We start from the raw sequence: 26,883 nt of genomic DNA, 5'->3' as shown, positions 1-26,883 counted from the left end.
TTGCTCCTCTTTTTTAGTCACTACCATTTCAAACCTACATGCTCATTCATTTCTTTATAGGCTGTATCAATCCGTTCCTTGGTCGCCTCGTCTAACTGACTACGGTATTTCCCACCCTCTATAAAATCTTCCAAGATATAGGTTTGGTATAGATAGAGTGGGTATCCTTCTGGAGAATAACCTCCCTTAGGAGTCCGACTCACCCAACTTGGATGTGCTTGAGCCGTCTCGATCGTTGTTTTACCAGATTTTTTCTTAATGATCACATCCATGAGGACTCCACGTTCCGTCCACTTAGCATTTTCAACATCCTGCATGGTTTCAATTCGTTGATTTGAGATAAAATTCCCCATAGAGTAGATGATAAGCTTTTTATCACCGTTTTTTTCAACCGTTTCAGCTGGTTCAACAACGTGAGGGTGACCACCAAAGATAATATCTGCTCCCCAATCAATCATTTTATGGTAAAGTTTCTTTTGCTCCTCAGTCGGCTCAATTTGATACTCAACTCCCATCTGAGGCATGATAATTGTAATATCCGCCTCCTTCTCTGCTCGTTCAATTTCAGCCTTCATTTTATCTTCATCTAAGTCTGAAAGATAACGATTATAATCCTCTTGAGAAATGCTTTGTTCAATTCCGTTAAAACCATAGGAATAAGCTAAAAGGGCAACTTTAATACCATTGACTTCCTTGATGACAATAGGTGCTTTATCTCGTGGTTCATGAGTGTAGACTCCGATTGGTGCCATTCCAGCTTTTTCAATCGCATCTGCGGTTGAAACTACTCCCTCAATTTGAGAATCCAAGATATGATTATGAGCCAAGTCTAGCACTTGATAGCCAGCATCCTTTATAGCATCCATGACTTCACCAGGTGCATTAAATAAGGGGTAACCTGCAAGATAGTGATCTTTATTTACAGTTCCTTCAAAATCACCAAGAACTAAGTCAGCTTGCTTAAGCCAAGGCTTTACGTATTCAAAATTTTCATGGAAATCATAGGTACCATCTGATTTTTTGGCTGAAATATAGATAATGTCATGATAGAGCAAATCACCATTGGCCATGATCCGAGCACTTGTTTCTTGCTCTGTTGCCGTAGTTTTCTCCTTAGAATCAGCTGTCTGACTTACGACAGTTATACTACTACTGGTCAATGGAAATCCCTTTAGCCCCTCGGCTAATAAAGTCAAAGCCATTGAGATTGCAACGGCAATCAACAAAACAGCGATAAAGGTTTTATTACTCCATTGGTGATAGTTCCTAAAAAATCGAATCAATTTCCCGACAAGCCGAAAGATAGGACCATTTTGATTTCTACTACTGCGTTTTTCCATCTTTTTTCTCCTTGCTTTTTGATGCAAGTCTCCTTATCTTATTATACCACAGACAAATAGGTATTTCCTTTTATTCTATTATTTTTTAACGGCTTCTGTCACTTTCTTTCTCATCTGTTTTGTGTTATCATGTAATTGTAATGGAAGGAAGGAGAGAACATGTCTGCTATAGAACGTATTACAAAAGCTTCTCATTTAATCGATATGAAAGATATTATTCGCGAGGGCAATCCAACCCTACGTGCTGTTGCTGAGGAGGTCACTTTCCCATTGAGTGATCAAGATATTATCCTCGGTGAGAAAATGATGCAATTTTTGAAACATTCACAAGACCCAGTTATGGCTGAAAAGTTAGGTCTTCGTGGAGGTGTTGGACTTGCAGCACCACAATTGGACATCTCAAAACGCATCATCGCTGTTTTGGTTCCAAATATCACTGAGGATGATGAGACACCTCAGGAAGCCTATGATTTACAAGCTGTTATGTACAATCCTAAGATTGTTTCACACTCAGTTCAAGATGCTGCTCTAGGCGAGGGAGAAGGTTGTCTATCAGTCGATCGAGCTGTACCTGGTTATGTTATCCGTCATGCTCGAGTGACTGTTGACTACTTTGACAAGGATGGCGAAAAACATCGTATCAAGCTAAAAGGCTACAACTCAATCGTTGTCCAACATGAAATTGACCACTTAAATGGTATTATGTTTTACGATCGAATTAACGAAAAAGATCCCTTTGAAATCAAAGAAGGCCTACTCATTCTCGAATAAAGAAAATCCCGTTGCAAGACGGGGTTTTATGTTATAATAGAGCCATGAAAACAAATGATATTGTCTATGGCGTTCACGCCGTTACGGAAGCACTTTTAGCAAACACAGGAAATAAACTCTATCTCCAAGATGATCTACGAGGAAAAAATGTAGAAAAGGTTAAGGAACTAGCTACAGAAAAGAAAGTAACTATCTCTTGGACTTCAAAAAAATCACTTTCTGAAATGACTGAGGGTGCTGTTCACCAAGGTTTTGTTTTGCGTGTTTCTGAATTTGCCTATACAGAACTTGAGCAGATTCTTACAAAAACACACCAAGAAGAAAACCCACTACTGCTAATTCTTGATGGTTTAACAGACCCACATAATCTCGGTTCTATCTTGAGAACAGCGGATGCAACCAATGTTTCAGGTGTTATTATTCCCAAACACCGAGCTGTCGGCGTCACTCCTGTCGTAGCAAAAACAGCAACAGGTGCGATTGAACATGTTCCTATTGCCCGAGTCACTAATCTTAGTCAAACCTTGGACAAACTAAAAGAAGAAGGCTTTTGGACCTTTGGAACTGATATGAATGGAACTCCTTGCCACAAATGGAACACCAGTGGAAAGGTCGCCCTCATTATCGGCAATGAAGGAAAAGGTATCTCAAGTAACATCAAAAAGCAAGTGGACGAGATGATCACTATTCCAATGAATGGACATGTACAGAGTCTCAATGCAAGCGTTGCTGCTGCTATTCTTATGTACGAAGTCTTCCGCAATCGATTATAAAAAAGTTTCCAATCAATTGATTGGAAACTTTTTTTAACTGTGTTCAGTAATATATTTATAGGCTTCTTGACCTGCAATCGCACCATCTCCAACTGCTGTTGTAACTTGGCGAAGGTCTTTCTGACGAACATCTCCAACTGCAAAGACACCTGCAACACTTGTCCTCATGTGGTCATCTGTCACAATCCAACCTGACTCATCTTGGATTTGTAAATCTTTTGTAAAATCGCTAACTGGATCTAAACCAACATAGATGAAGACACCTCCAAAGGCATGTTCAGTCACTTGATTTGTTTTAACATTTTCAATGACAATTGACTCCACACGGTTTTCACCCTTGATTTCTTTGACAACAGAATCCCAAATGAAGTTGATTTTATCATTGGCAAAGGCGCGGTCTTGCAAGACTTTTTGGGCACGAAGTTCATCACGACGGTGAACGATGGTTACAGATTTGGCGAACTGTGTTAAGAAGATTGCTTCCTCAACCGCTGAGTCACCACCACCTACAACCAACAAATCTTGGTCACGGAAAAAGGCTCCATCACAAACCGCACAGTAGGAAACTCCACGACTATTCAATTCTTCTTCTCCTTGAACTCCTAAGAGGCGATGTTTTGAACCAGTCGCTACGATAACTGTGCGCGTTTCAAATTCTTGATCGTCTGTGATTACTTTCTTAACATCACCATGGTTCTCAATATTTTTTACAAAGCCATAGAGATGTTCAACACCTAGATTTTCAAGAGGTTCAAACATCTTTTCTGCTAACTCAGGTCCACTAATGTTAGCATAACCTGGATAGTTTTCAATGTCAGAAGTATTGTTCATCTGACCGCCAGGAAGACCACCTTCAATCAAAGCTACTTTGAGATTGCTGCGAGCTGCATACAAGGCTGCAGTCATCCCAGCAGGACCTGCACCGATAATAATCGTATCGTACATTCTATTTCCTTCTTTCTTGTTGTAACTATTCTTATTCTAACGGATAAAATCCTATTTGACAACTATTAAGCCTTGAGAACTAACAAGATGCTCATGGTTGCAAAAGACAATACTGGAATTGTTAGAACTCCAATCATAATCATATCATAGAGGTGAGCCTGACGCTCCTTAGCAGTTTTATCCACACCTGATAGAGCTCTTAAACCAATCCAAATCCCTAAGACAACCAAGACTAGTAAAATCGTCAAAACCAAACTCTCTAAATATAAAGCAAATAGCTGAACTAGCATGCTCTCTCTCATTTCTATTATTTTTAAAGAGTAAACCCAGTTAGCTTAGCCAACTGAGTCTTTCTTATCTTCTATTATATCAAATATAGGTTCGTTTGTAACTAGCAAAGAATTCTTTTGTTCGTTCTTCTTTAGGATGGTTGATAATCTCATCCGGTGTTCCAGATTCAATAATCTTTCCTTTATCCAAGAATAAAACCTTATCAGCTACTTGAGCAACAAATGACATATCATGACTAACCAAAACCATGGTTTGACCTGATTTTGCAGCATTGGCAATCGATCTTTCTACCTCACCAACCAATTCTGGATCAAGTGCTGAAGTCGGTTCATCCAAGAGTAAGACGTCTGGTTTCATGGCTAGAGCACGCGCTATAGCTACCCGTTGTTTTTGCCCCCCTGACAAGTGACGCGGATAATGCTGTTCACGATCAGAAAGTCCAACCTTAGCTAGCTCTTCCTTAGCAATTTCAGTCGCTTCTTCGTCTGATAATTTTTTAACTACCACCAAGCCTTCTTTAACATTGTCTAACGCTGTTCTACGCTCAAACAGATTGAACTGTTGGAACACCATAGATAGTTTGCGACGAAGAGTCAAGATTTCTTCTTGCGTAATTTGAGAAAAATCCACTTTGAAATCATCAATCTGAATACTTCCACTATCAGGAGTTTCCAGGTAATTTAGGCTACGAAGAAAGGTTGATTTTCCTGCTCCTGATGAACCAATAAGAGCAACGACCTCTCCTTTTTGAATATCTAAGTTCAGATGGTCCAAAACGGTCTGACCTGAAAAGGATTTGCTTAAATTTGAAATTTTAATCATTAGCGAAGCTCTCCTTTCACATCTGTCTCAACATTATCTGGTGCTGAAATCGCCATTTTTCTTTCAATGAAACGACCAAGATTTTCAATAGCAATATTTACAACCCAATAAACTAGAGCTACTGAGATAAAACGTTCGAAATAACGATAATCTGCACCACCTAAGATTTGAGCTTGGGCAAAGACTTCTACGACACCCGCGCTGAAGGCTAGGGAAGTTCCCTTGGTCAATCCAATGAGGGAGTTAATCAAGGTTGGTGTCGCAACTACTGCTGCATTTGGAATAATCACACGGCGATAAACTTGTGCACGTGTCATACCAAGACTGCGAGCAGCTTCAATCTCACCAGGATTTACAGAAAGAATGGCTGCACGGATGGTTTCACTAGCATAGGCTGCCTCGTTAAAGGCAAAGGCTACAATTGCAAACGCTGCAGCTGGAATCGCATTGATATTAAATGCAGTTCCCCATTGTTGATTCAAGGCTTTAAGTGCCAAAGGAATTCCGTAATAGGTCAACATGAGTTGTACTAAAATAGGAGTTCCTTTTAAGAAACTAACAAAAAAGGCTTGTAATGGATAAAGAATTCTAACGCGATTGATTTTTACAATGGCAAAAAGAAGGGCTAGCATAATTCCAAAAAAAGCACCAAATACTGTCAACATCAAAGTTGTCGGTAATTGCTGTAGAATTCTTGGAATCCCATCAAAAACAGAACGCCAACTAAACAGTTTGCCATCCGGTATATATTGCATCAAATTTTGATACCAATCAGATGCTAAAATCGTTGTAACATTCATAGAAACATCCTCTCAAGATAATGATTCATTCTATCATACTTATGCTCTAATTAAAAATATTTGCTACGAGCATATCAGACATCATCTATCTTCTAGTTTATCATACTTTAAAAGTAGGAGGTTATATATTTTAACTATCAAGGAGATAGAAAAAAACTAATTCAAATCCAAGTCCTTGTATGTCTTACGATAGCCAATTTGTTTTACAGCACCATTTTCAACTAGTATTGGACGTTTCAACAGCATACCATCACTAGCCAAGAGTTTGGCTGCTTCTTTCTTGGATAAAGTTCCAACCTTATCTTTCAATCCTAGTTCACGGTATTTGATTCCACTAGTGTTGAAAAATTGCTTCAATTCAAATCCCGAAGTTTCGAGCCAGTTTAAAATAACCTTTTCACTCGGAGTTTCTTCTACGATATGAACATCCTTATATTCTAGTCCGAGTTGATCTAACTCTTTCTTTGCTTTTTTACAAGTTGTACATTTTGGGTATTCGATAAATTCTAACATCTTCTTCTCTTTCTATTTTTTATTCTCTTTAAATGTCGCACCTTCATGTCTCAAGAGCCAAGCCTTCTTTTCGAGTCCCCAAGCATATCCTGTTAGACGATTTCCCACACCAAGCACACGATGACAGGGTACAAGGATAGACCAGGGATTGCGACCTACTGCTCCTCCGATTGCTTGAGCAGAAGCTACCTGCAAGTCCTTGGCTATTTGTCCATAAGTAACAGTCATACCAAAAGGAATTCTACGCAAATAGTTCCAAACTCTTTTTTCAAAGTCACTTCCGACAGGTGCTAAAGGCAATTCAGACAAGTCCGGATCTTGCCCCTTAAAATAGGTATCTAAATAGGAAATGATTGGATTTAAAACGGGATGACTTTCAACGACTCTTACATCATTTTCAGATAATTCTCTCTCAAAATCGCTCTCTTCTTCGACCCATATCCCAAACAGATAATGGTTATCAGCTAACAGAGATAAGGTACCAATCGGAGAACTGTATAGCATCTTGACATACTTTTTAGACATTTGATTTTACTTTCTGATAGGCCAAGCGTTCCCCGTCTACTGGAACTTTCCCAACTTGTTTAAAACCAAGCTTCTCAAAAATATGTTGCATGACTTTATTTTGATCGTGTGTATCAGAACGAAAATCTAGGTAATCAAAGCCTTCAATCAAGCCTTCCAAGAAGGTCTGAGCAACTCCTTGCCCTTGCACATCACTGGCAACTGCGATACGATGAAATACTAAGTATTCTGTTTCTTTTCCTTCCCAGTTGCCATCATAAATGGCTTTATAAGCTTTTTCTGGACTCTTGGTTACTGCTGCATAAGCTAAGAGCTCTCCTTCTTCCAAAGCGACATAGGCTTGACCAGAGATAATATCTTCAATAATCGTGTCCGTATTTGGATAGCCATTTTGCCACTGGGTGCTCCCAGTATCTGCCAAGCATTTCTTTGCTTCCTCAATCACTTGCATAATGGCATCAACTTCGTTTGGAAAGGCTAAGCGAATCTCCATCATCGATCCTCGTTTCATACTATTTTCTCTCATCATAGCATAATTTATTTCTTTCTACAAGCACTTGAAACTTGACTTATAATTTCTATTATTTTATAATCTAGTTATGAAAACTAGATAAAAGGAGTTGGAAATGAAAACTACTTTTTCCTATCCAAAATGGGAAGAAATTCCAAATATCAATCTCTACCTGGACCAGGTTCTGCTCTATGTCAATCAGATCTGTCCTCCAGTTTCTCTCGATAAGGAGAAAGGCTTGACAGCTTCTATGGTCAATAACTATGTCAAACACAGCTATCTGACAAAACCTGAAAAGAAAAAATACCAACGCAAACAAATCGCCCGTTTGATTGCTATTACGACTCTTAAGTCCGTTTTTTCGATCCAAGAAATTGCTCAAACCCTAAATACCCTACACACAGATGCTAATTCAGAAGAACTCTACAATGCTTTTGTGGATTATATGAACGAAGACATTGACCCAGCCAATCCTATTATCCAAGCAAGTTGTCAAACCGTCAAATTCTATCATCAAACACTAGCACTCGTTTACACAGAATCTGAAAAGGAGTAACCAAATGAATACTAGTCTCAAACTTAGTAAACGCCTTAGTTTTGGAGAAGAAATTGCCAACAGTGTCACCCATGCTGTCGGTGCATTGGTGATGCTCATCTTACTTCCCATTTCATCAACCTACAGTTATGAAGCTCACGGATTCTTATCATCCATTGGGGTTTCGATTTTCGTTATCAGCCTCTTTCTCATGTTCTTATCATCAACTATTTATCATTCGATGGCTTATGGTTCTACTCATAAGTATGTCCTACGCATTATTGACCACTCCATGATTTATGTTGCGATTGCAGGTTCTTATACTCCTGTCGTTTTGACTCTGATGAATAACTGGTTTGGATATCTCATTATCGCTATTCAGTGGGGAACAACTATCTTTGGCATCCTCTATAAAATCTTTGCCAAGAAAGTTAATGAAAAATTTAGTCTCATTCTCTACCTCATCATGGGATGGCTAGTCTTGGCTATCTTACCAGCAATCATCAGCCAGACAACTCCTATCTTCTGGAGCCTCATGGTTTCTGGTGGACTCTGTTATACTGTTGGAGCTGGTTTTTATGCCAAGAAAAAACCATACTTCCACATGATTTGGCATCTGTTTATCTTAGCAGCTTCAGCTCTACAATACATTGCCATTGTTTATTATATATAAAAAAGAGGCTGGGACAAAAGTCCTAGCCTCTCAATTGTCTTTTGATTGTTGAGTAAGACGCAGTGGTTGAGTGGGCTCTACTAGGCTGATTTCATCAGCTTTTACAGCCCTACTCAACTGTGCGGAGGTGGGACGACGAAATCGAATTCTAACGAATGACCGATTTCTGTCCTACTCTCTTTTTTATTTGCACATATCGATAAAGTACTGGTGTAAGCAAACATCATTTGTCAACTCAGGATGAAACGAGGTCACTAGCATATTTTTTTCTCGCGCTGCAACGATTTGATCATTCACGATTGCTAAAACATCGACATCTTCACCAACTTCACGAATAATAGGACCTCGGATAAAGGTCATGGGAATTTTGCCAACACCCTTACAGGCTGCCTCAGTATAAAAGCTTCCTAGCTGACGTCCATAGGCATTGCGCTCTACTACTATGTCCATGGTGGCTAGATGACTTTCCTCCTGAGAAGTGATTTGTTTTGCTAGCAAAATTAAACCCGCACAAGTTCCAAAGACTGGTAAACCATTGAGAATAGCCTCTCTTAGAGGAATTAGCATTTGCTGATCACGTAAGAGCTTGCCCATGGCAGTTGACTCACCTCCTGGCAAAATCAAACCTGATAGCTCACTTCGATGTTGCTGAAAATCTTCTAGGTTTCGCAGTTCAATACTTTGTACTCCTAGTTGAGCAAGCATTTTCTCGTGTTCTACAAAGGCACCTTGCAAGGCCAATATTCCGATTTTCATCTATTTTCCTCGCTCAGCCATGAGAATTTGGATCTCGTTCTCGTTGATACCTACCATGGCTTCTCCTAAATCTTCAGAGATTTCAGCTAGAATTTGAGGATTTTGATAATTCGTAACAGCCTTAACAATAGCTGCTGCACGTTTGACAGGATCACCTGACTTGAAAATTCCAGATCCGACAAAGACGCCTTCCGCACCGAGTTGCATCATAAGAGCTGCATCTGCTGGTGTTGCCACGCCTCCAGCTGCAAAGTTGACAACTGGTAATTTCCCATGTTCGTGGACATATTGAACTAATTCTACTGGAACTTGGAGTTCTTTTGCTGCGACATAGAGTTCATCTTCACGGAGATTTTGAATGCGGCGGATTTCTTGATTCATCATACGCATATGGCGAACTGCCTGAACGATGTCTCCTGTTCCTGGCTCTCCTTTTGTACGAATCATCGATGCTCCTTCAGCGATACGACGCAAGGCTTCACCCAAGTCTTTTGCACCACAAACAAAAGGAACTTGAAATTCTTTCTTGTCCACATGGAAACGATCATCAGCTGGAGATAACACTTCACTCTCATCGATATAGTCAATCTCGATGGCTTCTAAAATCTGAGCTTCAACAAAATGCCCAATTCGAACCTTAGCCATAACTGGAATGCTGACTGCTTCTTGAATTTCCTTGATCATCTTAGGATCACTCATACGAGAGACACCACCGGCCGCACGAATATCAGCTGGGATTCGCTCCAAAGCCATAACTGCTGCTGCACCTGCAGCCTCTGCAATTCTTGCCTGTTCAGGGTTTTGAACGTCCATGATGACGCCACCCTTGAGCATCTGTGCCAAATTTTTGTTTAATTCATAACGATTTTCAGTCATTTTTTCTTCCTCAATAGTTGTATTGGTAGCTACAGTTTTATTGTAAGGTAAAAAAGACTACATAACAAGATAAAATAAATCAATTTGTCCGGGTACAATTATTTCTATCACAAAAAAAGCACCCAAATAGGGGTACTTTTATTTCTTAGATTTTTTAATACTTTTCACAAGATAAAAGAGATATCCTGAAACCATATAAGCAACAAAGATAGTGGCTGCCCATTTAAAGACAAAGCCCCAACCATGTTTGGTAGCATTCAAAAAGAAATATGGGAAGGGACTATCCTTAGCATTAGGGACATCCATCTTTAGAACAAAACCGTTTAAGAGGGCAAAAATCATATAAAGCAAAGGAAGGCTGGTCCAAAGCATGGGATCAACCAACTTATATTGGCGACTCTTGTCAAAAATAATTGTATCTGCCAAAAACCAGAGAGGGACAATATAATGGCAAAGGAAATTTTCCAAACGGTAAAAATCTGTCGTCAAAGGAGCAAGCATGAAATGATAGATGACACAAGTAATCATAATACTCATAGTGACGCCACCTTTGAGACGTAGAATACCAGGACTCTGCCAACTATCACCACCACTTCGCATCTTTAACAAAAGATAGCCTGTAAAGATTACAACCAAAAGGTTAGAAAGTACTGTGTAGTAAAGCAACATCCCTAGACCACCGCGTTTAGTAATCTCCAAGTATACACCGGTAAAGGCTGCTATAAATAAAAAGATACGACTATAAAATATTACTTTTTCGTTTTTAATCATGATTAAATCTTCTTCACAAATTCTGATTTAAGTTTCATAGCGCCAAAACCATCAATTTTACAGTCGATGTTGTGGTCACCTTCAACAATACGGATATTTTTCACACGAGTTCCTTGTTTGAGATCTTTTGGAGCCCCTTTGACTTTAAGGTCCTTAATCAAAGTGACTGTATCTCCATCAGCAAGTTTATTTCCATTTGCATCGATGGCAACAAGACCTTCTTCAGCTTCTGCTTGCTCAGCAGGATTCCACTCATAAGCACATTCTGGGCAAACGAGAAGTGTGCCATCTTCATATACGTATTCTGAATTACATTTTGGGCAATTTGGTAATTGACTCATGTTATCTCCTTAAAAATTTATGATTATTTGAATGTCAAATTTTCTTTAACAGCAACTATTATACCTTAAAACAGACTATTTGACAAATCATGATAAAAAACGACAAACCGAAATTCAGTTCATCGTTTTTATAGTTCTTATAAATGTTTTTGTGCTTCTGATTTAATATTTTCAACAACTTCTAAAATAGAGAGTCCAGTCGTATCCAAATAGATTGCATCCTCGGCTTGCTTGAGAGGTGAAGTTTCACGATGACTATCTTTATAATCACGCGCAGCAATCTCTTCCTTCAAAGTTTCCAAATTCGTTTCGATACCCTTTGAAAGGTTTTCCTTGTAACGGCGTTCCGCACGCTCATCTACAGATGCTACTAGAAAAATCTTCAATTCAGCTTGAGGCAAGACTACTGTTCCAATATCGCGGCCATCCATAACGATACCACCTTGTTGGGCAATTTCTTGCTGAAGGGCTACCAATTTTTCACGAACAGCTGGAATTGCCGCAAAAGCAGAAACAGCGTTGGTTACTTCATTTTCTCGGATCGGATTTGTCACATCAACATCTCCAACAAAAACAAGCTGGTCTCCATTTTCAGCGCGACCAAAACTAATTGGATATTGTTCCAATAATTCAAGAAGTTGAGATGGCTCATCTGGACTAATTTGGTTTTTCAATGCAATGTAAGTCGCAGCACGATACATAGCACCCGTATCCAGATAAGTATAGCCAAAGTCCTTAGCAATAATCTTAGCTACTGTACTCTTACCACTAGAAGCTGGTCCATCAATAGCAATCTGAATTGTTTTCATCGTTACTCCTATCTTGTCTTAAGGACATCACCAGGATTTGCAAACCAAGTCCCAGTAGACATATGACCAGGATTCAAAGCTTCAAGTTGAGCAATAGAAATCCCTGCTCGAGCTGCAATCGCTGCTTCCCCTTCTCCTGGCAAAACTGTAATAGTTCCTTCAGAATCAGTATGCGCCTCTGTATGTTCTTGTTGAGTTGTCTCTGCTTCTGTTGACTGAGCAGTAGTAGCCACTGTTGTAACTTCTTCTACTTTTGGAGCTGAAGAATCATAAAAATCTTTCAATGTCGAAGTGCGGTCACTTCCACCAGATGACAAGTAAACTAGTACGACTATCATCCCAACAACAATCACAAAGAAAATAATTGCTAAAACAGTTAAAATATGATTAGCCAAGATACCTGAATCATATTGATTACGATGGCGACGTTCTGTTCTTGTTTCTTCTTCCTGGTTTTCATAAATATCTTCTTGCCACGGTTCCTTTTCCATACCTTACTCCTTGAGTTTTTTTTAATTTCTTATTACAATGTAAATATGAAAATTATGCTTATACCTGAACGCTGCATTGCCTGTGGGCTTTGCCAAACTTATTCGGATTTATTTGATTACCATGATAATGGCATCGTCCGTTTTTTCGATGATTCTGAGCAATTAGAGAGAGAAATCACTTGCAGCGACGATGTTTTAGAAGCCGTTAAAAATTGCCCTACCCGCGCTCTGATCAAAGATGAATCTTAAATTTTGGTGGAGCATAGACCTCTATTTTCCACTCCCTCTAGTTTAGCATATTTTTATAGAAATTTATAGTCTTTTTACAGACTTATTTTATTCTATTTTAATTGTTCGTTAAACATTTTTATAACTGATGGATTTTTAGTTGCTATTTTCTATTGATTGTTAAAAAAGAGGAATTTCTTCCTCTTTTTCTATAATACCTCTTTTTATTTAATCTTCAAATCCATTTGGATGCTGACTTTGCCAACGCCATGCATCCTCACACATCTCTGTAATACCAAGTTCTGCTTCCCAACCGAGCTCTGCCTTAGCTTTTGCTGGATCTGAGTAGCAAGCTGCAATATCACCTGGGCGACGTTCAACAATTCGGTAAGGAATTGGGCGACCAACAGCTTTTTCCATATTTTGGATAATTTCAAGAACAGAGTAACCTTTTCCTGTACCAAGGTTATAAATATTTAGACCTGAACCCTTTTGAAGTTTCTTAAGTGCTGCAACGTGTCCTTTCGCAAGGTCAACAACGTGGATATAGTCACGTACACCTGTTCCGTCTTCAGTATCGTAGTCATCCCCAAATACTTGAACTTGTTCCAACTTACCAACTGCAACTTGTGTCACATATGGCAAAAGGTTGTTTGGAATACCGTTTGGATTTTCACCTAAGTCACCACTCTTATGAGCTCCAATTGGGTTGAAATAACGAAGCAACACAACGTTCCATTCTGAATCGGCTTTATAGATATCTGTCAAGATTTCTTCAAGCATTAGCTTGGTACGACCATAAGGGTTAGTAGCTGAAAGTGGGAAATCTTCTAAGATTGGAACTGTATGAGGATCTCCATATACTGTTGCTGATGAGCTAAAGATGATATTTTTACAATTTGTCTCTTCCATGACTTTCAAGAGACTGAGAGTACCTGCAATATTGTTATCATAGTATGCTAGTGGTATACGTGTAGATTCCCCTACAGCCTTCAAACCAGCAAAATGAATCACTCCTGTTGGTTCTTCATTTCTGAAAATATCACGAAGAGTTTCAGTATCACGAATGTCTGCTTCATAGAAAGGAATTTCTACGCCAGTAATTCTTTCCACCACTTCTAAGCTTTTACGGCTACTGTTTACCAAATTATCCACGACAACTACTTGGTGTCCGGCTTGAACCAATTCAATAACAGTGTGAGTTCCGATGAAACCTGCTCCACCTGTAACCAGAATTTTTTCTTGCATTTTATTTCCTCAATTCTTGGATTATTTTTTTCATTTTACCATTTTTGATAGGGAAAGTCATTTACTTTCCTAAGACTACCGTAAAAACTAGGTAAAAGATTTACGATTGTTTCTCTTTAATATATCTCTCAGTTGGATAATCTGCTGGATCCAATACTCCACTTCTTCCTTGAAGCATTTGAGCTAGGTGATAACCGATAATAGGACCAGTCGTTAACCCTGAAGATCCTAGACCACTTGCTGTATAGACTTCTGATAAATTTGGGACCAGTCCGAAAAATGGAGAAAAGTCACTCGTATAAGCTCGAATTCCTACACGTTCTTCACTAATCATTGCACCTTTTAAGCTAGGATAAAATAGACTCGCTGCCTCAGCCATTTGATCGAGCAAGGTTTCATCCACTGTCAAGTCAAAGCCCATGTCATTTTCATGAGTAGCCCCTAAAGATAATTTACCGCTTGGAAATGGTATCAAATCCCACTCACCTTCTGGCATAACCACAGGGTAGGTTCCCATATCTTGTGGCACTTGATAATCTCTAAGTTGTCCTTTTTGAGGACGAACATCCACCTCGTATCCTAAGGGCTCTAACATGTGTCCAAGCCAAGCTCCCGTAGATAAAATAACTTGATCAAAAACTTGATTGTCTATTTGATAGCCCGATGATAGAGGTTTTAGACTAACCTCTTTCTTTACCACCTTTACTTGACTGGTTTCAAGCAAGCAACTAACTAAAAGTTGTCCATCTACTCGAGCTCCTCCAGAAGCATAGAGCAATCTCTCAAATCCCTCTAATCCAGGGAATAGGTTACTTGTAGTAGCTTGGTCCAAAATGGCTAATTCGCCAATTAAGGGAGATTCATCCCTACGTTGCAAGGCTAAGTCATAGAGTTCTTCGAGCTTGGAATCATCTTTTTTGAGAAGTAAGACTCCTGAGCGCTGGTAGAAATCAACCTTTTGACCAGATTTTTCTAAATCAGCCAATAAATCCACATAGAAATCAGCTCCTAGGCGAGCCATCTTGTACCAAGCTTTATTACGTCGTTTAGAGAACCAAGGACTAATGATTCCTGCAGCTGCCTTGGTCGCTTGGCCGTATCCATGATCAAAGACAGTTACTTCGATATCTGCTTCTTTAGAGAGGTAGTAGGCGGCCGTTGCCCCTACAATCCCTGCTCCTACAATGGCAACTTTTTTCATTGTCTTTACTTTCTAACTAGATATGATGGAATGGATTGGTAGAAGCTTGACTTGCGATAATTTCGAGAGACCAAGCATTCTCTTTCTTCCATTCGTTCAAGAGCTCTGCGATTCTTTCGACAAAAAGCACTTCGATATAGTGTCCCGGATCTAGAGCTAACAAACCATCTGACAGGATATCTTGGGCAGTGTGGTAGTATATGTCTCCAGTAATGTAGACATCCGCTCCTTTTGCTAAAGCATCAGGATAGAATGATTGACCACTTCCACCACAGATAGCCACTCTTGAGATGGTTTTTTGCAAATCGCTCTCTTTATAATATACCATACGGAGACTATCTAGACCAAAGACTTCCTTAACATAGTCAGCAAATTCCTTAAATGTTTGAGGCCTAATAGTTCCAATACGGCCAATCCCACGTTCAGGACCTGTTTCCTGTAGATAAGTTGTCGCCTCAATGCCTAGCATCTGGCAGAACCAGTCATTGAGACCATTTTCAACAATATCAATATTAGTATGACTGACATAGACCGCGATATCATACTTGATAAGATCAATATAAATCTGATTTTGAGGACGGCTAGCTACCAAGTCCTTGATTGGACGAAAGATAGGGGCGTGCTTAACGATAATCAAATCAACACCCATTTCAATAGCTTCAGCGACTGTCTCTTCACGGATATCAAGAGCAACCATGACTTTTTGGATATCCTTATCTAGAGTGCCAATTTGCAGACCACGACTATCACCTTCCATAGAAAATTCTTGCGGGCAATAGGCTTCATAACGCTTAATCACTTCACTTGCTTTCATGGAGCACCTCCTTAATGGCTTGAATTTTATCTGCTAGAACCTGACGTTCTTCTTGATTTTTTTCTGGAATTTGACTAAGGGCAAACTCAAGCTTAGCAGCTTCTTTTTGCCATTTTTGGATGAAGGCTGGACTGCCTTCTTTGGACAAGAAGGGGCCAAACCGAACATCAGTGGCTGATAGCTTCATTTCGCCAGCTTCTGCAACTATGATCTCATAGAATTTCCCAGCTTCTTCTAGGATACTTTCTGCTATGATTTGAAAACCATGCTCTTGTAGCCAAGAACGCAACTCGTCTTCACGGTTATTCGGTTGAAGAATCAAACGCTCAACATTGGCTAGTTTACCTAATCCCTCTTCCAAAATCGTAGCAATCAAACGACCACCCATTCCAGCAATAGTGATGACAGAGACCTGGTCACTTTCTTCGAAAGCTGCTAAACCATTGGCTAAACGAACCTGAATTTTCTCAGTCAAACCATGACTTTCAACATTTGTAACTGCAGATTGATAGGGCCCTTCTACAACTTCTCCTGCAATAGCACGCTTGATGTGACCTTTTTCAACCAATTCAATCGGTAGATAAGCATGGTCGCTCCCAACATCAAGTAAAACGGCTCCTTGCGGAACAAAAGAAGCTACCGTTTCTAATCTCTTTGAAATCATCTTCTCTCACTTTCCAAAAGTCTATTTCCCTTTATTATACCATATTTTATCTAGCAATCCTGTACCTAAAAAAGACCGCAATCAAGGATTGCAGCCTTTTCTTTATATTCTAGCTTGATAACGACTTGTCAGGATGAAAATGACAGCAAATATGACCATCATAATGCCATAGACAGGTAATGTTTGTCCTGTAAGTGTTGAAATTTCAAGCAATTTTTGAATTTTTGGGAATAGAGCTGTTCCAAGGAAGCCACCAACTGACCAAATAATCAAGAGAATACGCCACAGACTAAATGGCAAGCAAGCTCTAACTACTGACATAAAACCAATCGATGCTAGTAGATAATACAGAAGAGTCGAAATTTCAATGGCTGACCAGCCTTGACTTGTTCCAAAAATTTTAATAAATAGAACGCTAAAGACTACCATCAAGGCACTTGGTAAAGCACGAAGCATGGACTTTCTGAGGAAGTTTTGTTCCACAGGTTTGATATTTCGTTCAAAGGTCAATACGAACGGCGGGAAACCTTCCACAAACTGGTCAATCATGGTAATCTGAATCGGGATAAACGGGAAAATCAAAATCCATTCAGTACGACCTAACAATGCACTTGCAATACAGATGATTGCCAATAAGAATGAATAGATGGTCTTAATCAAGAAAATTGGAGCAATGTGAGCAATATTATTAACTACACGACGACCCTCAAAGAGTATCTCAGGAACATCATTAAAGTCTGAGTTCAAGAGAACCAGATTTGCAATCTGACGAGTCGCTGGATCTCCTTCAGCCATCACGATGGAACAATCTGCCTCGCGGAGAGCAAGGATATCATTGACACCATCTCCTGTCATGGCAGTAGTATGACCTGCTTTTTTCAGAGTTTGGATAATCAGTTTCTTTTGATGAGGCGAGACACGTCCAAAAATCGCTGTCTCCTCAGCTATAGCAATCAATTCCTCGTCCGTGATTTTTGAACAATCTACATAGCTATGATAATCTGCAAAACCTGCTTTTTGAGCAATACTTGAAACGGTAACTGGATTATCACCAGATATAATTTTCAACCCTACTTCCTGAGAACGTAGATAGTCTAAAGTTTCAGCAGCCCCTTCTCGGATAGGATCTAGAATCTCAAGCAGAGCCAAGGCTCGCATATCCGATGGTTTCTGCGGTTTGTGGTGGTCAAGTTTTTCTTGACTTAGAGCCAAAACTAAGACACGAGACCCTCGTTCAAGAGCTTCCCTAGCTTCAGGAACTTCAGCATCCAACAACATCTCAGGTGCACCTAGGAAAACAGTTCCGATACCTTCCAATTCCATCGCTCCCCATTTTCGATCACTAGAAAATGGAAGACTAGAAATCATCGGATAGGCTACCTCTCCCGCAAAACGCTTTCGAATAGCTTGAGCAGTTGGATTTTTATCCTCACTGTGTGCCATATAGCTGGTTAGTATTTTTGCAATAGCATCCTTGTCATAAGCCTGGGTCAGAGGAAGAACAGTCTCAACCTGCATCTTCCCTTGAGTGATGGTACCTGTTTTATCCAAACAAAGCATATCCACGCGTGCAAGGGTTTCAACAGAATACATCTCCTGCACCAAGACCTTTTTCAAACCTAGCTTAATGACAGCAGTTAAGAGAGAGGTAATGGTCAAAAGTGCGATTCCCTTAGGCAACATCCCCAAAAGAGCTGTAGAGGAATTCACTACAGAAGATTTAAGGGGTAAACCTTTTAAGACCAAAGCTTCAAGCAAGAGGGCAATTCCAAATGGAATGATGATTTTCCCAGTAAATCCTGCAAGTTGATCAAGTGATTTCATGATACGGGAATTGATTGGTTTAACGGTCTTAGCTTCAAGCATGAGTTTAGCAGCATAGTTGTCTGCTCCAACATGATGAACCTGTGCTAAGACAGACCCACTTGCAAGAAAACTTCCTGACAGCATCAAGTCTTCTACTTCTTTTTGAACCAAGTCACTCTCACCTGTTAACATGGCCTCATTGACTTCAGCAAAGCCTTCTAATACAACTGCATCACTTGGAATCTGATCCCCTGCAGACAAGCGAATCACATCATCCAAAACAAGCTCTTCTGGGTCTAAAGCAATCTCCTGTCCATCACGAATAGTCGTAATCTTTTCTTTATTCAAGAGATTGAGTTTATCAACCATATGCTTGGCACGTAATTCAGTTACAATTCCTGAAAAAGCATTAAAACAGATAACCGCAAAGAAGACCAAGTTACTCCATGCTTGAACAAAAGCGAGTGCTAAGGCGATGGCAAAGTTTAATGCATTGAATAAAGTAAAGACATTTCGCTTTACAATCTGCCAGGTACTCGTACTAGCTGAAGCTTTGAAATCATTGACCTGTCCCTGTTTCTGACGATCTTTAACTTCTGATTGGCTTAAGCCCATAATTTTATTTTTATCCATAAATTCTATCATATCATTTTTTTTTGAATAATTCTAATTTCAAATAAAGAGCTTTTCAGCCTTTACAAAAAACATTTGCCTGTCCTACTATGATAGGGTATAATAAAAGAAAGAAAACTGAAGGAGACACCATGTTTTATACTTATCTACGTGGGCTAGTTATGTTGATTTTATGGTCGATCAATGGAAATGCTCACTTTCACAATACTGAAAAAATTCCAAGTTTAGATGAGAACTATATCCTTGTTGCCCCACACCGTACTTGGTGGGATCCAGTCTACATGGCTTTTGCAACAAAACCGAAACAATTTGTCTTTATGGCCAAAAAAGAACTCTTTTCAAATCGTATCTTTGGTTGGTGGATTCGCATGTGTGGCGCCTTCCCGATTGACCGAGAAAATCCAAATTCTTCTGCCATCAAGTATCCAATCAATGTTCTTAAAAAAAGTAATCGTTCACTGATTATGTTTCCAAGCGGTAGTCGTCATTCCAATGATGTTAAGGGTGGTGTAGCTCTCATTGCAAAGATGGCCAAGGTTCGCATCATGCCTGTTACCTATACTGGTCCTATGACTCTAAAAGGGCTTGTCAGCCGTGAACGTATTGATATGAACTTCGGAAATCCTATTGATATCTCAGATATTAAAAAGATGAATGATGAAGGAATTGAGATGGTTGCAGACCGTATCCAATCTGAATTCCAGCGTCTAGATGAAGAAACAAAACAATGGCACAATAACAAAAAACCAAATCCACTCTGGTGGTTCATCCGTATCCCTGCACTACTTCTCGCAATTATTATCGGAATTCTGACAATTCTCTTTACCTTTGTAGCAAGTTTTGTTTGGAATCCAGACAAAAAACGAGAAAAACTACAATAAACTGATTGAGGCTTAAGGTTTATCAACCTTAAGCTTTTTATCATAGTATCAGTCAATTTCTTGTAAATCTAAGCCAATATTGACAAAAATTTGAATCTGTAGTATACTCTTTTGGTAAGCTGATTTAGCTCAGTAGGCAGAGCGCATCCATGGTAAGGATGAGGTCGCCGGTTCGATCCCGGCAATTAGCATCATTTATCAGTTCCTTTTTTAGGAACTGTTTTTTTCTTGACAAACTATTGCCCTTATAGTAAAATATAATCTGCGATGAGTCGATATGTAGCGAGAGCTACAATTGCGCAAAGGAGGTCATTAACGCAGGAGCGGACCTTGAGAAATTGTGTGAACCGGTTTCTCACATGGAGATGCCTCTCATGCTTTCTGGTTTTCCAGAAAGCTTTTTTTAAAATCTTTTATAGTTCAGATAGAAAAAAAAGCCTATCACCCAAGCGCGAACGCTTGATGTGATAGGTTTTTATTTTTTGATTAACGTACAGTACGGATACGCATAGTGTTTGTACGAACTGCTTCACCAAGTGGCACACCTGCTACGATAACGATATCGTCACCAGATTGTACAAGACCTGCTTCAACTGCTTTACGTTCAGCAATTTCAAACATGTCATCAGTTGATGATGGAGTTTCTGTCAACATTGGGATAACACCCCAGTTCAACATCAATCCACGTTCTGTCAATTCGTCAAATGTCAATGCCAAGATATCAGCATTTGGACGGTATTTAGAAATCAAACGTGCTGTGTGACCAGTCTTAGTAAGAGTTACAACCAATTTGATGTCCATTGAGTTTGTAGCATCTTTAACTGCTGAAGCCATAACTTCTGTCTTAGAGTTACGTTCAAATGTATCTGAGTTCAAACGTCCGTATTCGTTAAGAAGAGTTTGAGCGTTCTTGTCGATTGTAGCCATTGTACGAACAGACTCAAGTGGGTATTTACCATTTGCAGACTCACCTGAAAGCATAGTAGCGTCAGTTCCGTCGATAACAGCATTAAATACGTCTGATACTTCTGAACGAGTTGCACGTGGTTTTTCAGTCATTGTTTCAAGCATGTTTGTTGCAGTGATAACAACTTTACCAGCAGCGTTTACTTTAGTGATGATCATTTTTTGGTAAACTGGAACCATTTCGAATGGTACTTCGATACCCATGTCACCACGAGCGATCATGATACCGTCAGCAGCTTCAATGATTTCGTCCAAGTTATCGATACCTTGTTGGTTTTCGATCTTAGCGAACAATTGAACATGACCGTTACCAGTTTCTTCACAGATAGCACGAACTTCGTTCACGTCTTTTGCAGTACGTACGAATGAAATCGCGATGAAGTTGATACCTTGTTCAAGACCGAAGCGGATATCAGCGTTATCACGTTCAGCAAGAGCTGGGAAAGGAATTTTTGTGTTAGGGATGTTTACACCTTTTTGTTTAGCGATCACACCGTCGTTTTCAACTTCAACTACAAATTCACGAGTTGCATCGTCTTTTTCTACAACACGAAGACCAAGTTTACCATCGTCAACCAATACTTGGCGACCAACTTCAACGTCATCATAGATGTCAAGAGCTCCAGCAACGTTCAAAGCAATCACTTCACGTGTTGATTTGATTCCTTGTTTAGTTGCAACACGGATTTTTTCACCAGTTTTGTATGAATACTCTTTTGCATCGCCTTCGAACAATTCAGTACGGATTTCTGGTCCTTTAGTATCAAGAAGGAAACCAACTTTTTTACCTGCAAGTTTTTCTGCGAGTTTAACAGTTGCCATACGGTCACCTTGTTCTTGGTGGTCACCGTGTGAGAAGTTGAAACGGAAAGTGTTAGCTCCTGCTTCAATCAATTGAGCAATGTTTTTAGCTGAAGCTTCAACGTCAAGTTTTTCACCCCAGTATCCGTCATCACCGAATTTTTTACCACCACGGATTTCTACCGCAGGACCCAAAGTTGCAACTATTTTTACACGTTTGTTCATGATTTTTGTGACTCCTTTATATAATTCGACCTTTTATGGTCATCTTACCAGATTTATGAAAATTGATTATGACAAGCTCTTGTTCAAGTCAGAAAGCTCAATATCAGCTTTGTGAGGGTTATTGACAACAATCTTACCATCAGCTGTTAAGCTAAACAATGCTCCTTCTTCTGCTGTACCAAGAATTGGATTTTCAACCATTTTCTCGTTACGGATACCAACAGCGACACCACCGATTCCTTGTTTAAGGAGTTTAACAGCGTGTGCACCCATGCGTGACGCCAATACACGGTCACGAGCAGTTGGAGATCCACCACGTTGGATGTGACCAAGTTCAGTTACACGAAGGTCGCTTGTATCTCCAGCTTCTTTTAGTTTTTGACCAAATTCAGCCGCTGACATAACACCTTCTGCCAAAACGATAATGTTGTGTTTTTTACCGTGTTCATAACCAGCTTTGATGCTTGCTACGATATCTTCAAATTTGAAACCTTCTTCAGGGATAATGATTTCGTCAGCACCAGTCGCGATACCTGCCCAAAGAGCGATATCTCCAGCGTTACGTCCCATTACCTCAACGACGAAAGTACGACGGTGACTTGATGAGGTATCACGAATCTTATCGATCGCGTCCATTGCAGTCATAACTGCAGTATCAAATCCGATTGTGAAGTCAGTACCTACGATATCGTTATCGATTGTACCTGGAAGTCCAATAGCAGGGAATCCATGCTCAGTCAAGCGCATAGCTCCATGATAAGAACCATCACCACCGATAACTACGACACCTTCGATACCATGTTTTTTCAACTGCTCAATCCCTTTTAGTTGACCTTCAAGTTGTGCAAACTCAGGGTAACGAGCAGAGTGAAGGAAAGTACCACCACGTGAAATGATGTCTCCCACTGAAGCAGCATCAAGTGGATAAATCTCACCAGCAACCATACCAGCGTATCCATCATAGATACCAAATACTTCCATTCCTTCTGAGACTGCTTGACGAACAACTGCACGGATAGCAGCATTCATGCCAGGGGCGTCTCCACCACTAGTCAAAACAGCAATACGTTTCATTTGGTTTTGCTCCTTTTTCTTTTAACATTCTAACTGATTATACCATATTTAAAGTTAAAATTCTTTTATTTTCATTGATTTTTAACGATAAATCGTTTTCATTGTCATTTGACTTAAAGATTCTTGTAAGCTTGCGTCTTTTGCTACAAAATAACCTGGCAAAAGGACATTTTTTTGTTCATCCTCATAGCGAATAACGACAGGAATTTGTCCCTTGTATTGCTCTAAAATATGATAAATTTCAGAATCATGGTTATGATTAGCAACTTGAATCCAAAAACGTTCACTCACTGCTTCTTTTAGATTATTTAACACTAATTGAAGACGACCATCTCTTGCCTGTACTTTTCCATTTAGGTAGTAAAATCTTCCTTCATGTAAGAGATTTTTAAATTGGCGATACTGATCAGAAAAAACAGTAACTTCCAAATTTGTCTTACTATCACTTACTTTCAAAAAGGCCATATTTTCACCTTTTTTAGTTCGAATCACTCGGATAGATTGAACCTCAACAAGCACTGTGGCTGTCTGTCCTTCAGAAAGTTCAGCCAAACTCACAATTGGATACAAGGGATTCTTTGCTAAGACCAACAATGGATGTTGACTAACTCCAACTCCTAACCATTCTTGTTCTTTTTTGAATTTTTCAATATTAGAGAAATCCTCTGTATCTGTCCAGCTATAGCTAGAATCAGCAAAGAGGCTACCTAACTCTTCTACAAAAATAAATAGAGTTGGTAGATTTGCTAAAATCTTTTGCCGATTTTTATCAAATCCATCAAAGAGGCCAACTTCTACTAAAGGAGTTAGGAGGCTTAGTTTCTGATAATTTTTGGGGAGTCGTGTGACAAAATCTTCGACACTGCTAAAAGGACGATTCTCGATTATCCAATAAGCAAAGTCACGAGGCATTCCCTTAATGCTTTTAAGCCCCAAATAAACTGTCTTAGCCGTCAACTTATCTTGATATGGAACTGTATTAATCGAAAGCGGAGTCAGTTCAAAGCCCATTTCAAGCGCATCGAGAATATAATCTCCACTCGCATAATTGAGCATGACCTGATAAAAGATAGCAGGGTAATGTGTTTTAAAGTAGGCAAGCTGAAAAGCTAAAGCTGCATAAGCATAAGCATGCGAACGGTTGAAGCCGTAACCAGCAAATTTTTCCATTACGGCAAAAACTTCTTGCGCCTGTTCTTTGCTATGTCCTTTTTCGAGTGCACCTTGGATGAAACTTTCTTCCATTCGGTGCATCTCAGCTACGTTCTTTTTCCCCATGGCACGACGTAAAATATCGGCCTTCCCAAGACTAAAACCAGCATAACGTTGAGCTACTTGCATCACCTGCTCTTGGTAGAGCATAATACCATAAGTCGGAGCTAAGATATCTTCTAGCACAGGGTCCAGAACTGTTACCTTTTCTTTTCCGTGTTTTCGGGCCACAAAGTTATCAATATAGTCACTTGCTCCCGGTCTGTTGAGGGAAGTCGTCGCCACTACTTCTTCAAAGCTTTCTGGTTTCACGCGCTTTAATAAGCGAATGGCACCAGGTTGTTCAAACTGAAAGATTCCCTTAGTTTTGCCAGCTGCAAAGAGGGCTAAAGTTTCTTTATCCTCAAGGTTTATGTCCTCTATTCTTAGTGGAACTCCTTGAGTTTCATATAAGAGCTCCTGCATTTTTTGAGCGAAGGTTAGGTTTCGAAGACCCAAGAAGTCCATCTTGAGCAAGCCATTTCCTTCAACTCCATGCGCATCATACTGGGTAATCAGCATGTCCTCACCATACTTAAGAGGGATATAATCTGTTAGATTTTTATCACTGATTACAACTCCAGCAGCGTGGATGGAAGTTTGTCGAGGATAGCCTTCTATCTTTTTGGCAATTTTAAAAGCTTTTTGATACTCAATCTTACTTTGAATCAGTTGTCTAAATCCTAGATTACCTTCATAGGCAGATGTTAAGGTATCTTTGGTTCCTATCTTTTTGGTAATGGCCGTCAATTCGTACTCAGGGACACCATACCGTTTAAAAATATCTCGGATGGCCTGCTTAGCACCAAAGGTCGAGTAAGTGACAATCTGCGCAGCGTGGATACTACCATAACGGTCACGAACATAACGAATAAATTCAGGGCGATAGATATCAGGGATATCAATATCGATATCTGGCATGGTGTAACGTTCACGATTCAAGAAACGCTCAAAGATGAGATTCTTAGCTACAGGATCAATCCCTGTAATATCTAAAGCGTAAGCTACTAAACTTCCTACCGCAGAACCACGTCCCATTCCCATGTAATATCCCTGAGACCGACCAAAACGCAATAGGTCCCAGACAACTAAAAAATAGTCATCGAATCCCATATCATGAATCACAGATAGCTCTTCTTCTAAACGATTCTGATAGACAAAATCTAGCAAGCCTTTTTGCTCCAAGCCCTTAACAGCTCTCTCCCTTAATTCCTCAACAGCTGGTCTCTCCGGATTAAAACGAGGAAGCTTGAGACTACTATCAATCTCGTAGGAAGTCCCCTTGGTCAATCTTGCTAGGTTTTCGAGTGCTTGTGGAAACTTCTCTTGAAAAACCTGTTCTAAACGGTCAGCAGGCAAAAACAAGCCCTGTTGAGATTGAACATCAACCTCCCTCAAGGTCACGTTTTCCTTAATCGCTTTAAGCATCTGTAGGGCTTCCAAATCCTCAGGTTCGAAAGAATTAACACGATAAAGCGGGAGGATGGGGTGAGAAAAATTCGATTGAGGTGTATCTGGATAAACCCCGATATAGTAGTCATATCCCAAATCTAAGCCAACAATCTCAGGATAATAGGGAACAATGACACAGATATCCTCCAGGTAAGGAGAAAAGTCAGTCCAATCTTTTTTACCTGTCATCTTTAGAGACGACAGCTTCATCAGGTTTCGATAGCCACGATTTGACAGGGCTAGAAAACGTAGATTGATCCATTCATCTTGATGATGAACAGTCATCTCAAGACCTAATAAAGGCTGAATCTCCTGTTTCTGGCATTCTTTGATAAAATAATAGGCTCCATAGAGATTGTCTTCATCCATGATTCCAAGTGATGAATAACCATATTCCTTCCCTTGACTGACATATCTCTTAATCGAAACCATGCTCTCCATGAAACTATAGACAGTTTTGGTATCCAGTTGGGCAATCATTCTTTCTCACCTCCCTTATTCTTTCTCTATTATACCATTTAAAAAATAGAAAAACAGATACTTTTGTTCTTATCAAACTAAAAAACCACAGCCTTAAAGGCTATGGTTTTATGATATGAAATAAGTTCGAAGAAGAGTTGCGCCTAGCTTTTTTAATTTAATTACTTGTATCTTTCGTTAAAAATATACCGATTAAAACTAGAACTAGGGAGAGAAAAGGAAAAATCCTAAAAATCTGCCAATCCGGGTCGAATGCCAAAAGTCCTGAAAGCAAATAAAATCCTGCACTTGTATACAAGACAGTTTTATTTACTTTCTTGATTCCTATCTGTGTTAAGACAGTTGCTATAGCGTAAGCAATTAAATTAGGACCTAGAAAAATCAAGAATACAATTCCCCATGGACCAGCAACTAAAGCAATAGATATAAATAGAAGAATATAGGTAAGAGCCAAATAAAATGAGAAAGATAGAAGAATCGAGGGTTTCTTGACTGCTTTTGGACCATTCTGCATATCTTCCACCGAATTATTTTCTACAATTAGTTTATCTTCTTCTTTGTTTAGCTCTACATTTGGTTTTTGGTCTGACATCTTTTTCTCCCACTAATTTGTTAA

The 26,883-nt window shown here is 39.6% G+C and carries 29 protein-coding genes and 1 tRNA gene; 7 read left to right on the top strand and 23 right to left on the bottom strand.

What is annotated here, in order from left to right:
* Positions 1-20: 20 nt before the first annotated feature.
* Positions 21-1,340 (bottom strand): CapA family protein, encoded by a 1,320-nt coding sequence (locus tag ACXYSN_RS01115; protein WP_458635859.1) that lies wholly within the window; start codon positions 1,338-1,340, stop codon positions 21-23.
* Between the two features lie 159 nt (positions 1,341-1,499).
* On the opposite strand from ACXYSN_RS01115, the gene def reads away from it, so the two are divergent.
* Together def and rlmB are read left to right on the top strand one after the other, a co-directional pair.
* Positions 1,500-2,111: a peptide deformylase gene (gene def, locus ACXYSN_RS01110; protein ID WP_458635858.1), complete on the top strand. Its 612-nt coding sequence runs from the start codon at positions 1,500-1,502 to the stop codon at positions 2,109-2,111.
* A 44-nt stretch (positions 2,112-2,155) separates the two neighbouring features.
* Positions 2,156-2,884, top strand: coding sequence for a 23S rRNA (guanosine(2251)-2'-O)-methyltransferase RlmB (gene rlmB, locus ACXYSN_RS01105; RefSeq protein ID WP_458635857.1), 729 nt, complete (start codon positions 2,156-2,158; stop codon positions 2,882-2,884).
* Positions 2,885-2,917: 33 nt separating this feature from the next.
* Here rlmB and trxB read toward each other — a convergent pair whose 3' ends face one another.
* From trxB to ACXYSN_RS01070, 7 genes are all read right to left on the bottom strand, one after another.
* Positions 2,918-3,829 carry a thioredoxin-disulfide reductase gene (trxB, locus tag ACXYSN_RS01100; RefSeq protein WP_458635856.1) on the bottom strand — a complete coding sequence of 304 codons (912 nt, stop codon included), beginning with the start codon at positions 3,827-3,829 and terminating at the stop codon, positions 2,918-2,920.
* A gap of 65 nt (positions 3,830-3,894) precedes the next feature.
* Positions 3,895-4,119, bottom strand: a complete 225-nt coding sequence (locus ACXYSN_RS01095) for a DUF4059 family protein (RefSeq protein ID WP_006152536.1) — start codon at positions 4,117-4,119, stop codon at positions 3,895-3,897.
* A gap of 79 nt (positions 4,120-4,198) precedes the next feature.
* Entirely contained in the window at positions 4,199-4,942 is a 744-nt protein-coding gene (locus ACXYSN_RS01090) for an amino acid ABC transporter ATP-binding protein (RefSeq protein WP_004253930.1), read from the bottom strand.
* Entirely contained in the window at positions 4,942-5,742 is an 801-nt protein-coding gene (locus ACXYSN_RS01085) for an amino acid ABC transporter permease (protein ID WP_458635855.1), read from the bottom strand. The genes ACXYSN_RS01090 and ACXYSN_RS01085 overlap by 1 nt, the downstream gene beginning before the upstream one ends.
* Positions 5,743-5,898: 156 nt before the next feature.
* Entirely contained in the window at positions 5,899-6,255 is a 357-nt protein-coding gene (locus ACXYSN_RS01080) for a Spx/MgsR family RNA polymerase-binding regulatory protein (RefSeq protein WP_458635854.1), read from the bottom strand.
* Between the two features lie 12 nt (positions 6,256-6,267).
* Complete coding sequence (locus ACXYSN_RS01075) at positions 6,268-6,780, bottom strand: methylated-DNA--[protein]-cysteine S-methyltransferase (protein WP_458635853.1); 513 nt, start codon at positions 6,778-6,780, stop codon at positions 6,268-6,270.
* Positions 6,773-7,273: an N-acetyltransferase family protein gene (locus ACXYSN_RS01070; RefSeq protein WP_458636402.1), complete on the bottom strand. Its 501-nt coding sequence runs from the start codon at positions 7,271-7,273 to the stop codon at positions 6,773-6,775. Before ACXYSN_RS01070 ends, ACXYSN_RS01075 begins: the two co-directional genes overlap by 8 nt.
* A 133-nt stretch (positions 7,274-7,406) precedes the next feature.
* Here ACXYSN_RS01070 and ACXYSN_RS01065 point away from each other — a divergent pair, with 133 nt between their 5' ends.
* Together ACXYSN_RS01065 and trhA are read left to right on the top strand one after the other, a co-directional pair.
* Positions 7,407-7,847: a DUF1836 domain-containing protein gene (locus ACXYSN_RS01065; protein ID WP_458635852.1), complete on the top strand. Its 441-nt coding sequence runs from the start codon at positions 7,407-7,409 to the stop codon at positions 7,845-7,847.
* 4 nt (positions 7,848-7,851) lie between these two features.
* Positions 7,852-8,499, top strand: a complete 648-nt coding sequence (gene trhA, locus ACXYSN_RS01060; RefSeq protein ID WP_458635851.1) for a PAQR family membrane homeostasis protein TrhA — start codon at positions 7,852-7,854, stop codon at positions 8,497-8,499.
* A 183-nt stretch (positions 8,500-8,682) separates the two neighbouring features.
* Here trhA and pdxT read toward each other — a convergent pair whose 3' ends face one another.
* The 6 genes from pdxT to ACXYSN_RS01030 all read right to left on the bottom strand — a co-directional run bounded on the left by pdxT (position 8,683) and on the right by ACXYSN_RS01030 (position 12,543).
* The gene (pdxT, locus tag ACXYSN_RS01055) at positions 8,683-9,255 is read right to left on the bottom strand and encodes a pyridoxal 5'-phosphate synthase glutaminase subunit PdxT (RefSeq protein WP_458635850.1); all 573 of its coding nucleotides are present in this window, start codon (positions 9,253-9,255) and stop codon (positions 8,683-8,685) included.
* Positions 9,256-10,131, bottom strand: coding sequence for a pyridoxal 5'-phosphate synthase lyase subunit PdxS (gene pdxS, locus ACXYSN_RS01050; RefSeq protein WP_045615501.1), 876 nt, complete (start codon positions 10,129-10,131; stop codon positions 9,256-9,258).
* Positions 10,132-10,269: 138 nt separating this feature from the next.
* Positions 10,270-10,902, bottom strand: a complete 633-nt coding sequence (locus ACXYSN_RS01045; protein ID WP_458635849.1) for a Pr6Pr family membrane protein — start codon at positions 10,900-10,902, stop codon at positions 10,270-10,272.
* Positions 10,903-10,904: 2 nt separating this feature from the next.
* On the bottom strand, positions 10,905-11,243 hold the full coding sequence (locus ACXYSN_RS01040; RefSeq protein ID WP_441348019.1) for a zinc ribbon domain-containing protein YjdM: 339 nt from the start codon (positions 11,241-11,243) through the stop codon (positions 10,905-10,907).
* A 137-nt stretch (positions 11,244-11,380) separates the two neighbouring features.
* On the bottom strand, positions 11,381-12,052 hold the full coding sequence (cmk, locus tag ACXYSN_RS01035; RefSeq protein WP_458635848.1) for a (d)CMP kinase: 672 nt from the start codon (positions 12,050-12,052) through the stop codon (positions 11,381-11,383).
* Positions 12,053-12,060: 8 nt separating this feature from the next.
* Positions 12,061-12,543 (bottom strand): SAG1386/EF1546 family surface-associated protein, encoded by a 483-nt coding sequence (locus ACXYSN_RS01030; RefSeq protein ID WP_006149846.1) that lies wholly within the window; start codon positions 12,541-12,543, stop codon positions 12,061-12,063.
* 45 nt (positions 12,544-12,588) lie between these two features.
* Between ACXYSN_RS01030 and ACXYSN_RS01025 the strand changes: the two genes are divergently transcribed.
* On the top strand, positions 12,589-12,792 hold the full coding sequence (locus ACXYSN_RS01025) for a ferredoxin (RefSeq protein ID WP_441348017.1): 204 nt from the start codon (positions 12,589-12,591) through the stop codon (positions 12,790-12,792).
* A gap of 207 nt (positions 12,793-12,999) precedes the next feature.
* Here the strand turns inward: ACXYSN_RS01025 and galE are convergent, their stop codons facing one another.
* The 5 genes from galE to ACXYSN_RS01000 form a co-directional block, all read right to left on the bottom strand.
* Positions 13,000-14,019 (bottom strand): UDP-glucose 4-epimerase GalE, encoded by a 1,020-nt coding sequence (galE, locus tag ACXYSN_RS01020; RefSeq protein WP_458624737.1) that lies wholly within the window; start codon positions 14,017-14,019, stop codon positions 13,000-13,002.
* A gap of 100 nt (positions 14,020-14,119) precedes the next feature.
* Complete coding sequence (locus tag ACXYSN_RS01015) at positions 14,120-15,220, bottom strand: NAD(P)/FAD-dependent oxidoreductase (protein WP_458635847.1); 1,101 nt, start codon at positions 15,218-15,220, stop codon at positions 14,120-14,122.
* Between the two features lie 16 nt (positions 15,221-15,236).
* Entirely contained in the window at positions 15,237-16,034 is a 798-nt protein-coding gene (locus ACXYSN_RS01010; protein ID WP_458635846.1) for a Nif3-like dinuclear metal center hexameric protein, read from the bottom strand.
* Entirely contained in the window at positions 16,021-16,698 is a 678-nt protein-coding gene (locus tag ACXYSN_RS01005; protein WP_458635845.1) for a tRNA (adenine(22)-N(1))-methyltransferase, read from the bottom strand. The genes ACXYSN_RS01010 and ACXYSN_RS01005 overlap by 14 nt, the downstream gene beginning before the upstream one ends.
* 102 nt (positions 16,699-16,800) lie before the next feature.
* Positions 16,801-19,137 (bottom strand): cation-translocating P-type ATPase, encoded by a 2,337-nt coding sequence (locus ACXYSN_RS01000; protein WP_458635844.1) that lies wholly within the window; start codon positions 19,135-19,137, stop codon positions 16,801-16,803.
* Between the two features lie 131 nt (positions 19,138-19,268).
* Here ACXYSN_RS01000 and ACXYSN_RS00995 point away from each other — a divergent pair, with 131 nt between their 5' ends.
* On the top strand, positions 19,269-20,018 hold the full coding sequence (locus tag ACXYSN_RS00995; RefSeq protein ID WP_458635843.1) for a lysophospholipid acyltransferase family protein: 750 nt from the start codon (positions 19,269-19,271) through the stop codon (positions 20,016-20,018).
* 118 nt (positions 20,019-20,136) lie between these two features.
* Positions 20,137-20,209: transfer RNA gene (locus tag ACXYSN_RS00990), tRNA-Thr, on the top strand.
* 295 nt (positions 20,210-20,504) lie between these two features.
* Here ACXYSN_RS00990 and pyk read toward each other — a convergent pair.
* The 4 genes from pyk to ACXYSN_RS00970 all read right to left on the bottom strand — a co-directional run bounded on the left by pyk (position 20,505) and on the right by ACXYSN_RS00970 (position 26,859).
* Positions 20,505-22,010: a pyruvate kinase gene (gene pyk, locus ACXYSN_RS00985; protein WP_458635842.1), complete on the bottom strand. Its 1,506-nt coding sequence runs from the start codon at positions 22,008-22,010 to the stop codon at positions 20,505-20,507.
* Positions 22,011-22,076: 66 nt separating this feature from the next.
* Positions 22,077-23,084 (bottom strand): 6-phosphofructokinase, encoded by a 1,008-nt coding sequence (gene pfkA, locus ACXYSN_RS00980; RefSeq protein ID WP_458635841.1) that lies wholly within the window; start codon positions 23,082-23,084, stop codon positions 22,077-22,079.
* A gap of 81 nt (positions 23,085-23,165) precedes the next feature.
* Complete coding sequence (locus ACXYSN_RS00975) at positions 23,166-26,267, bottom strand: DNA polymerase III subunit alpha (protein ID WP_458635840.1); 3,102 nt, start codon at positions 26,265-26,267, stop codon at positions 23,166-23,168.
* 157 nt (positions 26,268-26,424) lie between these two features.
* Positions 26,425-26,859: a hypothetical protein gene (locus ACXYSN_RS00970; RefSeq protein ID WP_458624731.1), complete on the bottom strand. Its 435-nt coding sequence runs from the start codon at positions 26,857-26,859 to the stop codon at positions 26,425-26,427.
* Positions 26,860-26,883 lie beyond the last annotated feature (24 nt).

The sequence above is a fragment of the Streptococcus sp. V869 genome, from assembly GCF_054353515.1.
The sequence above is the reverse complement of the archived record's forward strand: the minus strand, read 5'-3'. Positions and strand labels throughout refer to the sequence as shown.

Coding starts and splice junctions, on each gene's coding strand:
- trxB (WP_458635856.1), bottom strand. CDS start 3,829: ATGTACGATACGATTATTATCGGTGCAGGTCCTGCTGGGATGACTGCA.
- ACXYSN_RS01085 (WP_458635855.1), bottom strand. CDS start 5,742: ATGAATGTTACAACGATTTTAGCATCTGATTGGTATCAAAATTTGATG.
- ACXYSN_RS01090 (WP_004253930.1), bottom strand. CDS start 4,942: ATGATTAAAATTTCAAATTTAAGCAAATCCTTTTCAGGTCAGACCGTT.
- pyk (WP_458635842.1), bottom strand. CDS start 22,010: ATGAACAAACGTGTAAAAATAGTTGCAACTTTGGGTCCTGCGGTAGAA.
- ACXYSN_RS01095 (WP_006152536.1), bottom strand. CDS start 4,119: ATGCTAGTTCAGCTATTTGCTTTATATTTAGAGAGTTTGGTTTTGACG.
- ACXYSN_RS00995 (WP_458635843.1), top strand. CDS start 19,269: ATGTTTTATACTTATCTACGTGGGCTAGTTATGTTGATTTTATGGTCG.
- galE (WP_458624737.1), bottom strand. CDS start 14,019: ATGCAAGAAAAAATTCTGGTTACAGGTGGAGCAGGTTTCATCGGAACT.
- pfkA (WP_458635841.1), bottom strand. CDS start 23,084: ATGAAACGTATTGCTGTTTTGACTAGTGGTGGAGACGCCCCTGGCATG.
- ACXYSN_RS00975 (WP_458635840.1), bottom strand. CDS start 26,267: ATGATTGCCCAACTGGATACCAAAACTGTCTATAGTTTCATGGAGAGC.
- ACXYSN_RS01070 (WP_458636402.1), bottom strand. CDS start 7,273: ATGGAGATTCGCTTAGCCTTTCCAAACGAAGTTGATGCCATTATGCAA.
- pdxS (WP_045615501.1), bottom strand. CDS start 10,131: ATGACTGAAAATCGTTATGAATTAAACAAAAATTTGGCACAGATGCTC.
- pdxT (WP_458635850.1), bottom strand. CDS start 9,255: ATGAAAATCGGAATATTGGCCTTGCAAGGTGCCTTTGTAGAACACGAG.
- ACXYSN_RS01030 (WP_006149846.1), bottom strand. CDS start 12,543: ATGGAAAAGGAACCGTGGCAAGAAGATATTTATGAAAACCAGGAAGAA.
- def (WP_458635858.1), top strand. CDS start 1,500: ATGTCTGCTATAGAACGTATTACAAAAGCTTCTCATTTAATCGATATG.
- ACXYSN_RS01015 (WP_458635847.1), bottom strand. CDS start 15,220: ATGAAAAAAGTTGCCATTGTAGGAGCAGGGATTGTAGGGGCAACGGCC.
- ACXYSN_RS01065 (WP_458635852.1), top strand. CDS start 7,407: ATGAAAACTACTTTTTCCTATCCAAAATGGGAAGAAATTCCAAATATC.
- ACXYSN_RS01045 (WP_458635849.1), bottom strand. CDS start 10,902: ATGATTAAAAACGAAAAAGTAATATTTTATAGTCGTATCTTTTTATTT.
- ACXYSN_RS00970 (WP_458624731.1), bottom strand. CDS start 26,859: ATGTCAGACCAAAAACCAAATGTAGAGCTAAACAAAGAAGAAGATAAA.
- ACXYSN_RS01080 (WP_458635854.1), bottom strand. CDS start 6,255: ATGTTAGAATTTATCGAATACCCAAAATGTACAACTTGTAAAAAAGCA.
- cmk (WP_458635848.1), bottom strand. CDS start 12,052: ATGAAAACAATTCAGATTGCTATTGATGGACCAGCTTCTAGTGGTAAG.
- ACXYSN_RS01010 (WP_458635846.1), bottom strand. CDS start 16,034: ATGAAAGCAAGTGAAGTGATTAAGCGTTATGAAGCCTATTGCCCGCAA.
- ACXYSN_RS01075 (WP_458635853.1), bottom strand. CDS start 6,780: ATGTCTAAAAAGTATGTCAAGATGCTATACAGTTCTCCGATTGGTACC.
- ACXYSN_RS01040 (WP_441348019.1), bottom strand. CDS start 11,243: ATGAGTCAATTACCAAATTGCCCAAAATGTAATTCAGAATACGTATAT.
- ACXYSN_RS01005 (WP_458635845.1), bottom strand. CDS start 16,698: ATGATTTCAAAGAGATTAGAAACGGTAGCTTCTTTTGTTCCGCAAGGA.
- rlmB (WP_458635857.1), top strand. CDS start 2,156: ATGAAAACAAATGATATTGTCTATGGCGTTCACGCCGTTACGGAAGCA.
- ACXYSN_RS01000 (WP_458635844.1), bottom strand. CDS start 19,137: ATGGATAAAAATAAAATTATGGGCTTAAGCCAATCAGAAGTTAAAGAT.
- trhA (WP_458635851.1), top strand. CDS start 7,852: ATGAATACTAGTCTCAAACTTAGTAAACGCCTTAGTTTTGGAGAAGAA.
- ACXYSN_RS01115 (WP_458635859.1), bottom strand. CDS start 1,340: ATGGAAAAACGCAGTAGTAGAAATCAAAATGGTCCTATCTTTCGGCTT.
- ACXYSN_RS01025 (WP_441348017.1), top strand. CDS start 12,589: ATGAAAATTATGCTTATACCTGAACGCTGCATTGCCTGTGGGCTTTGC.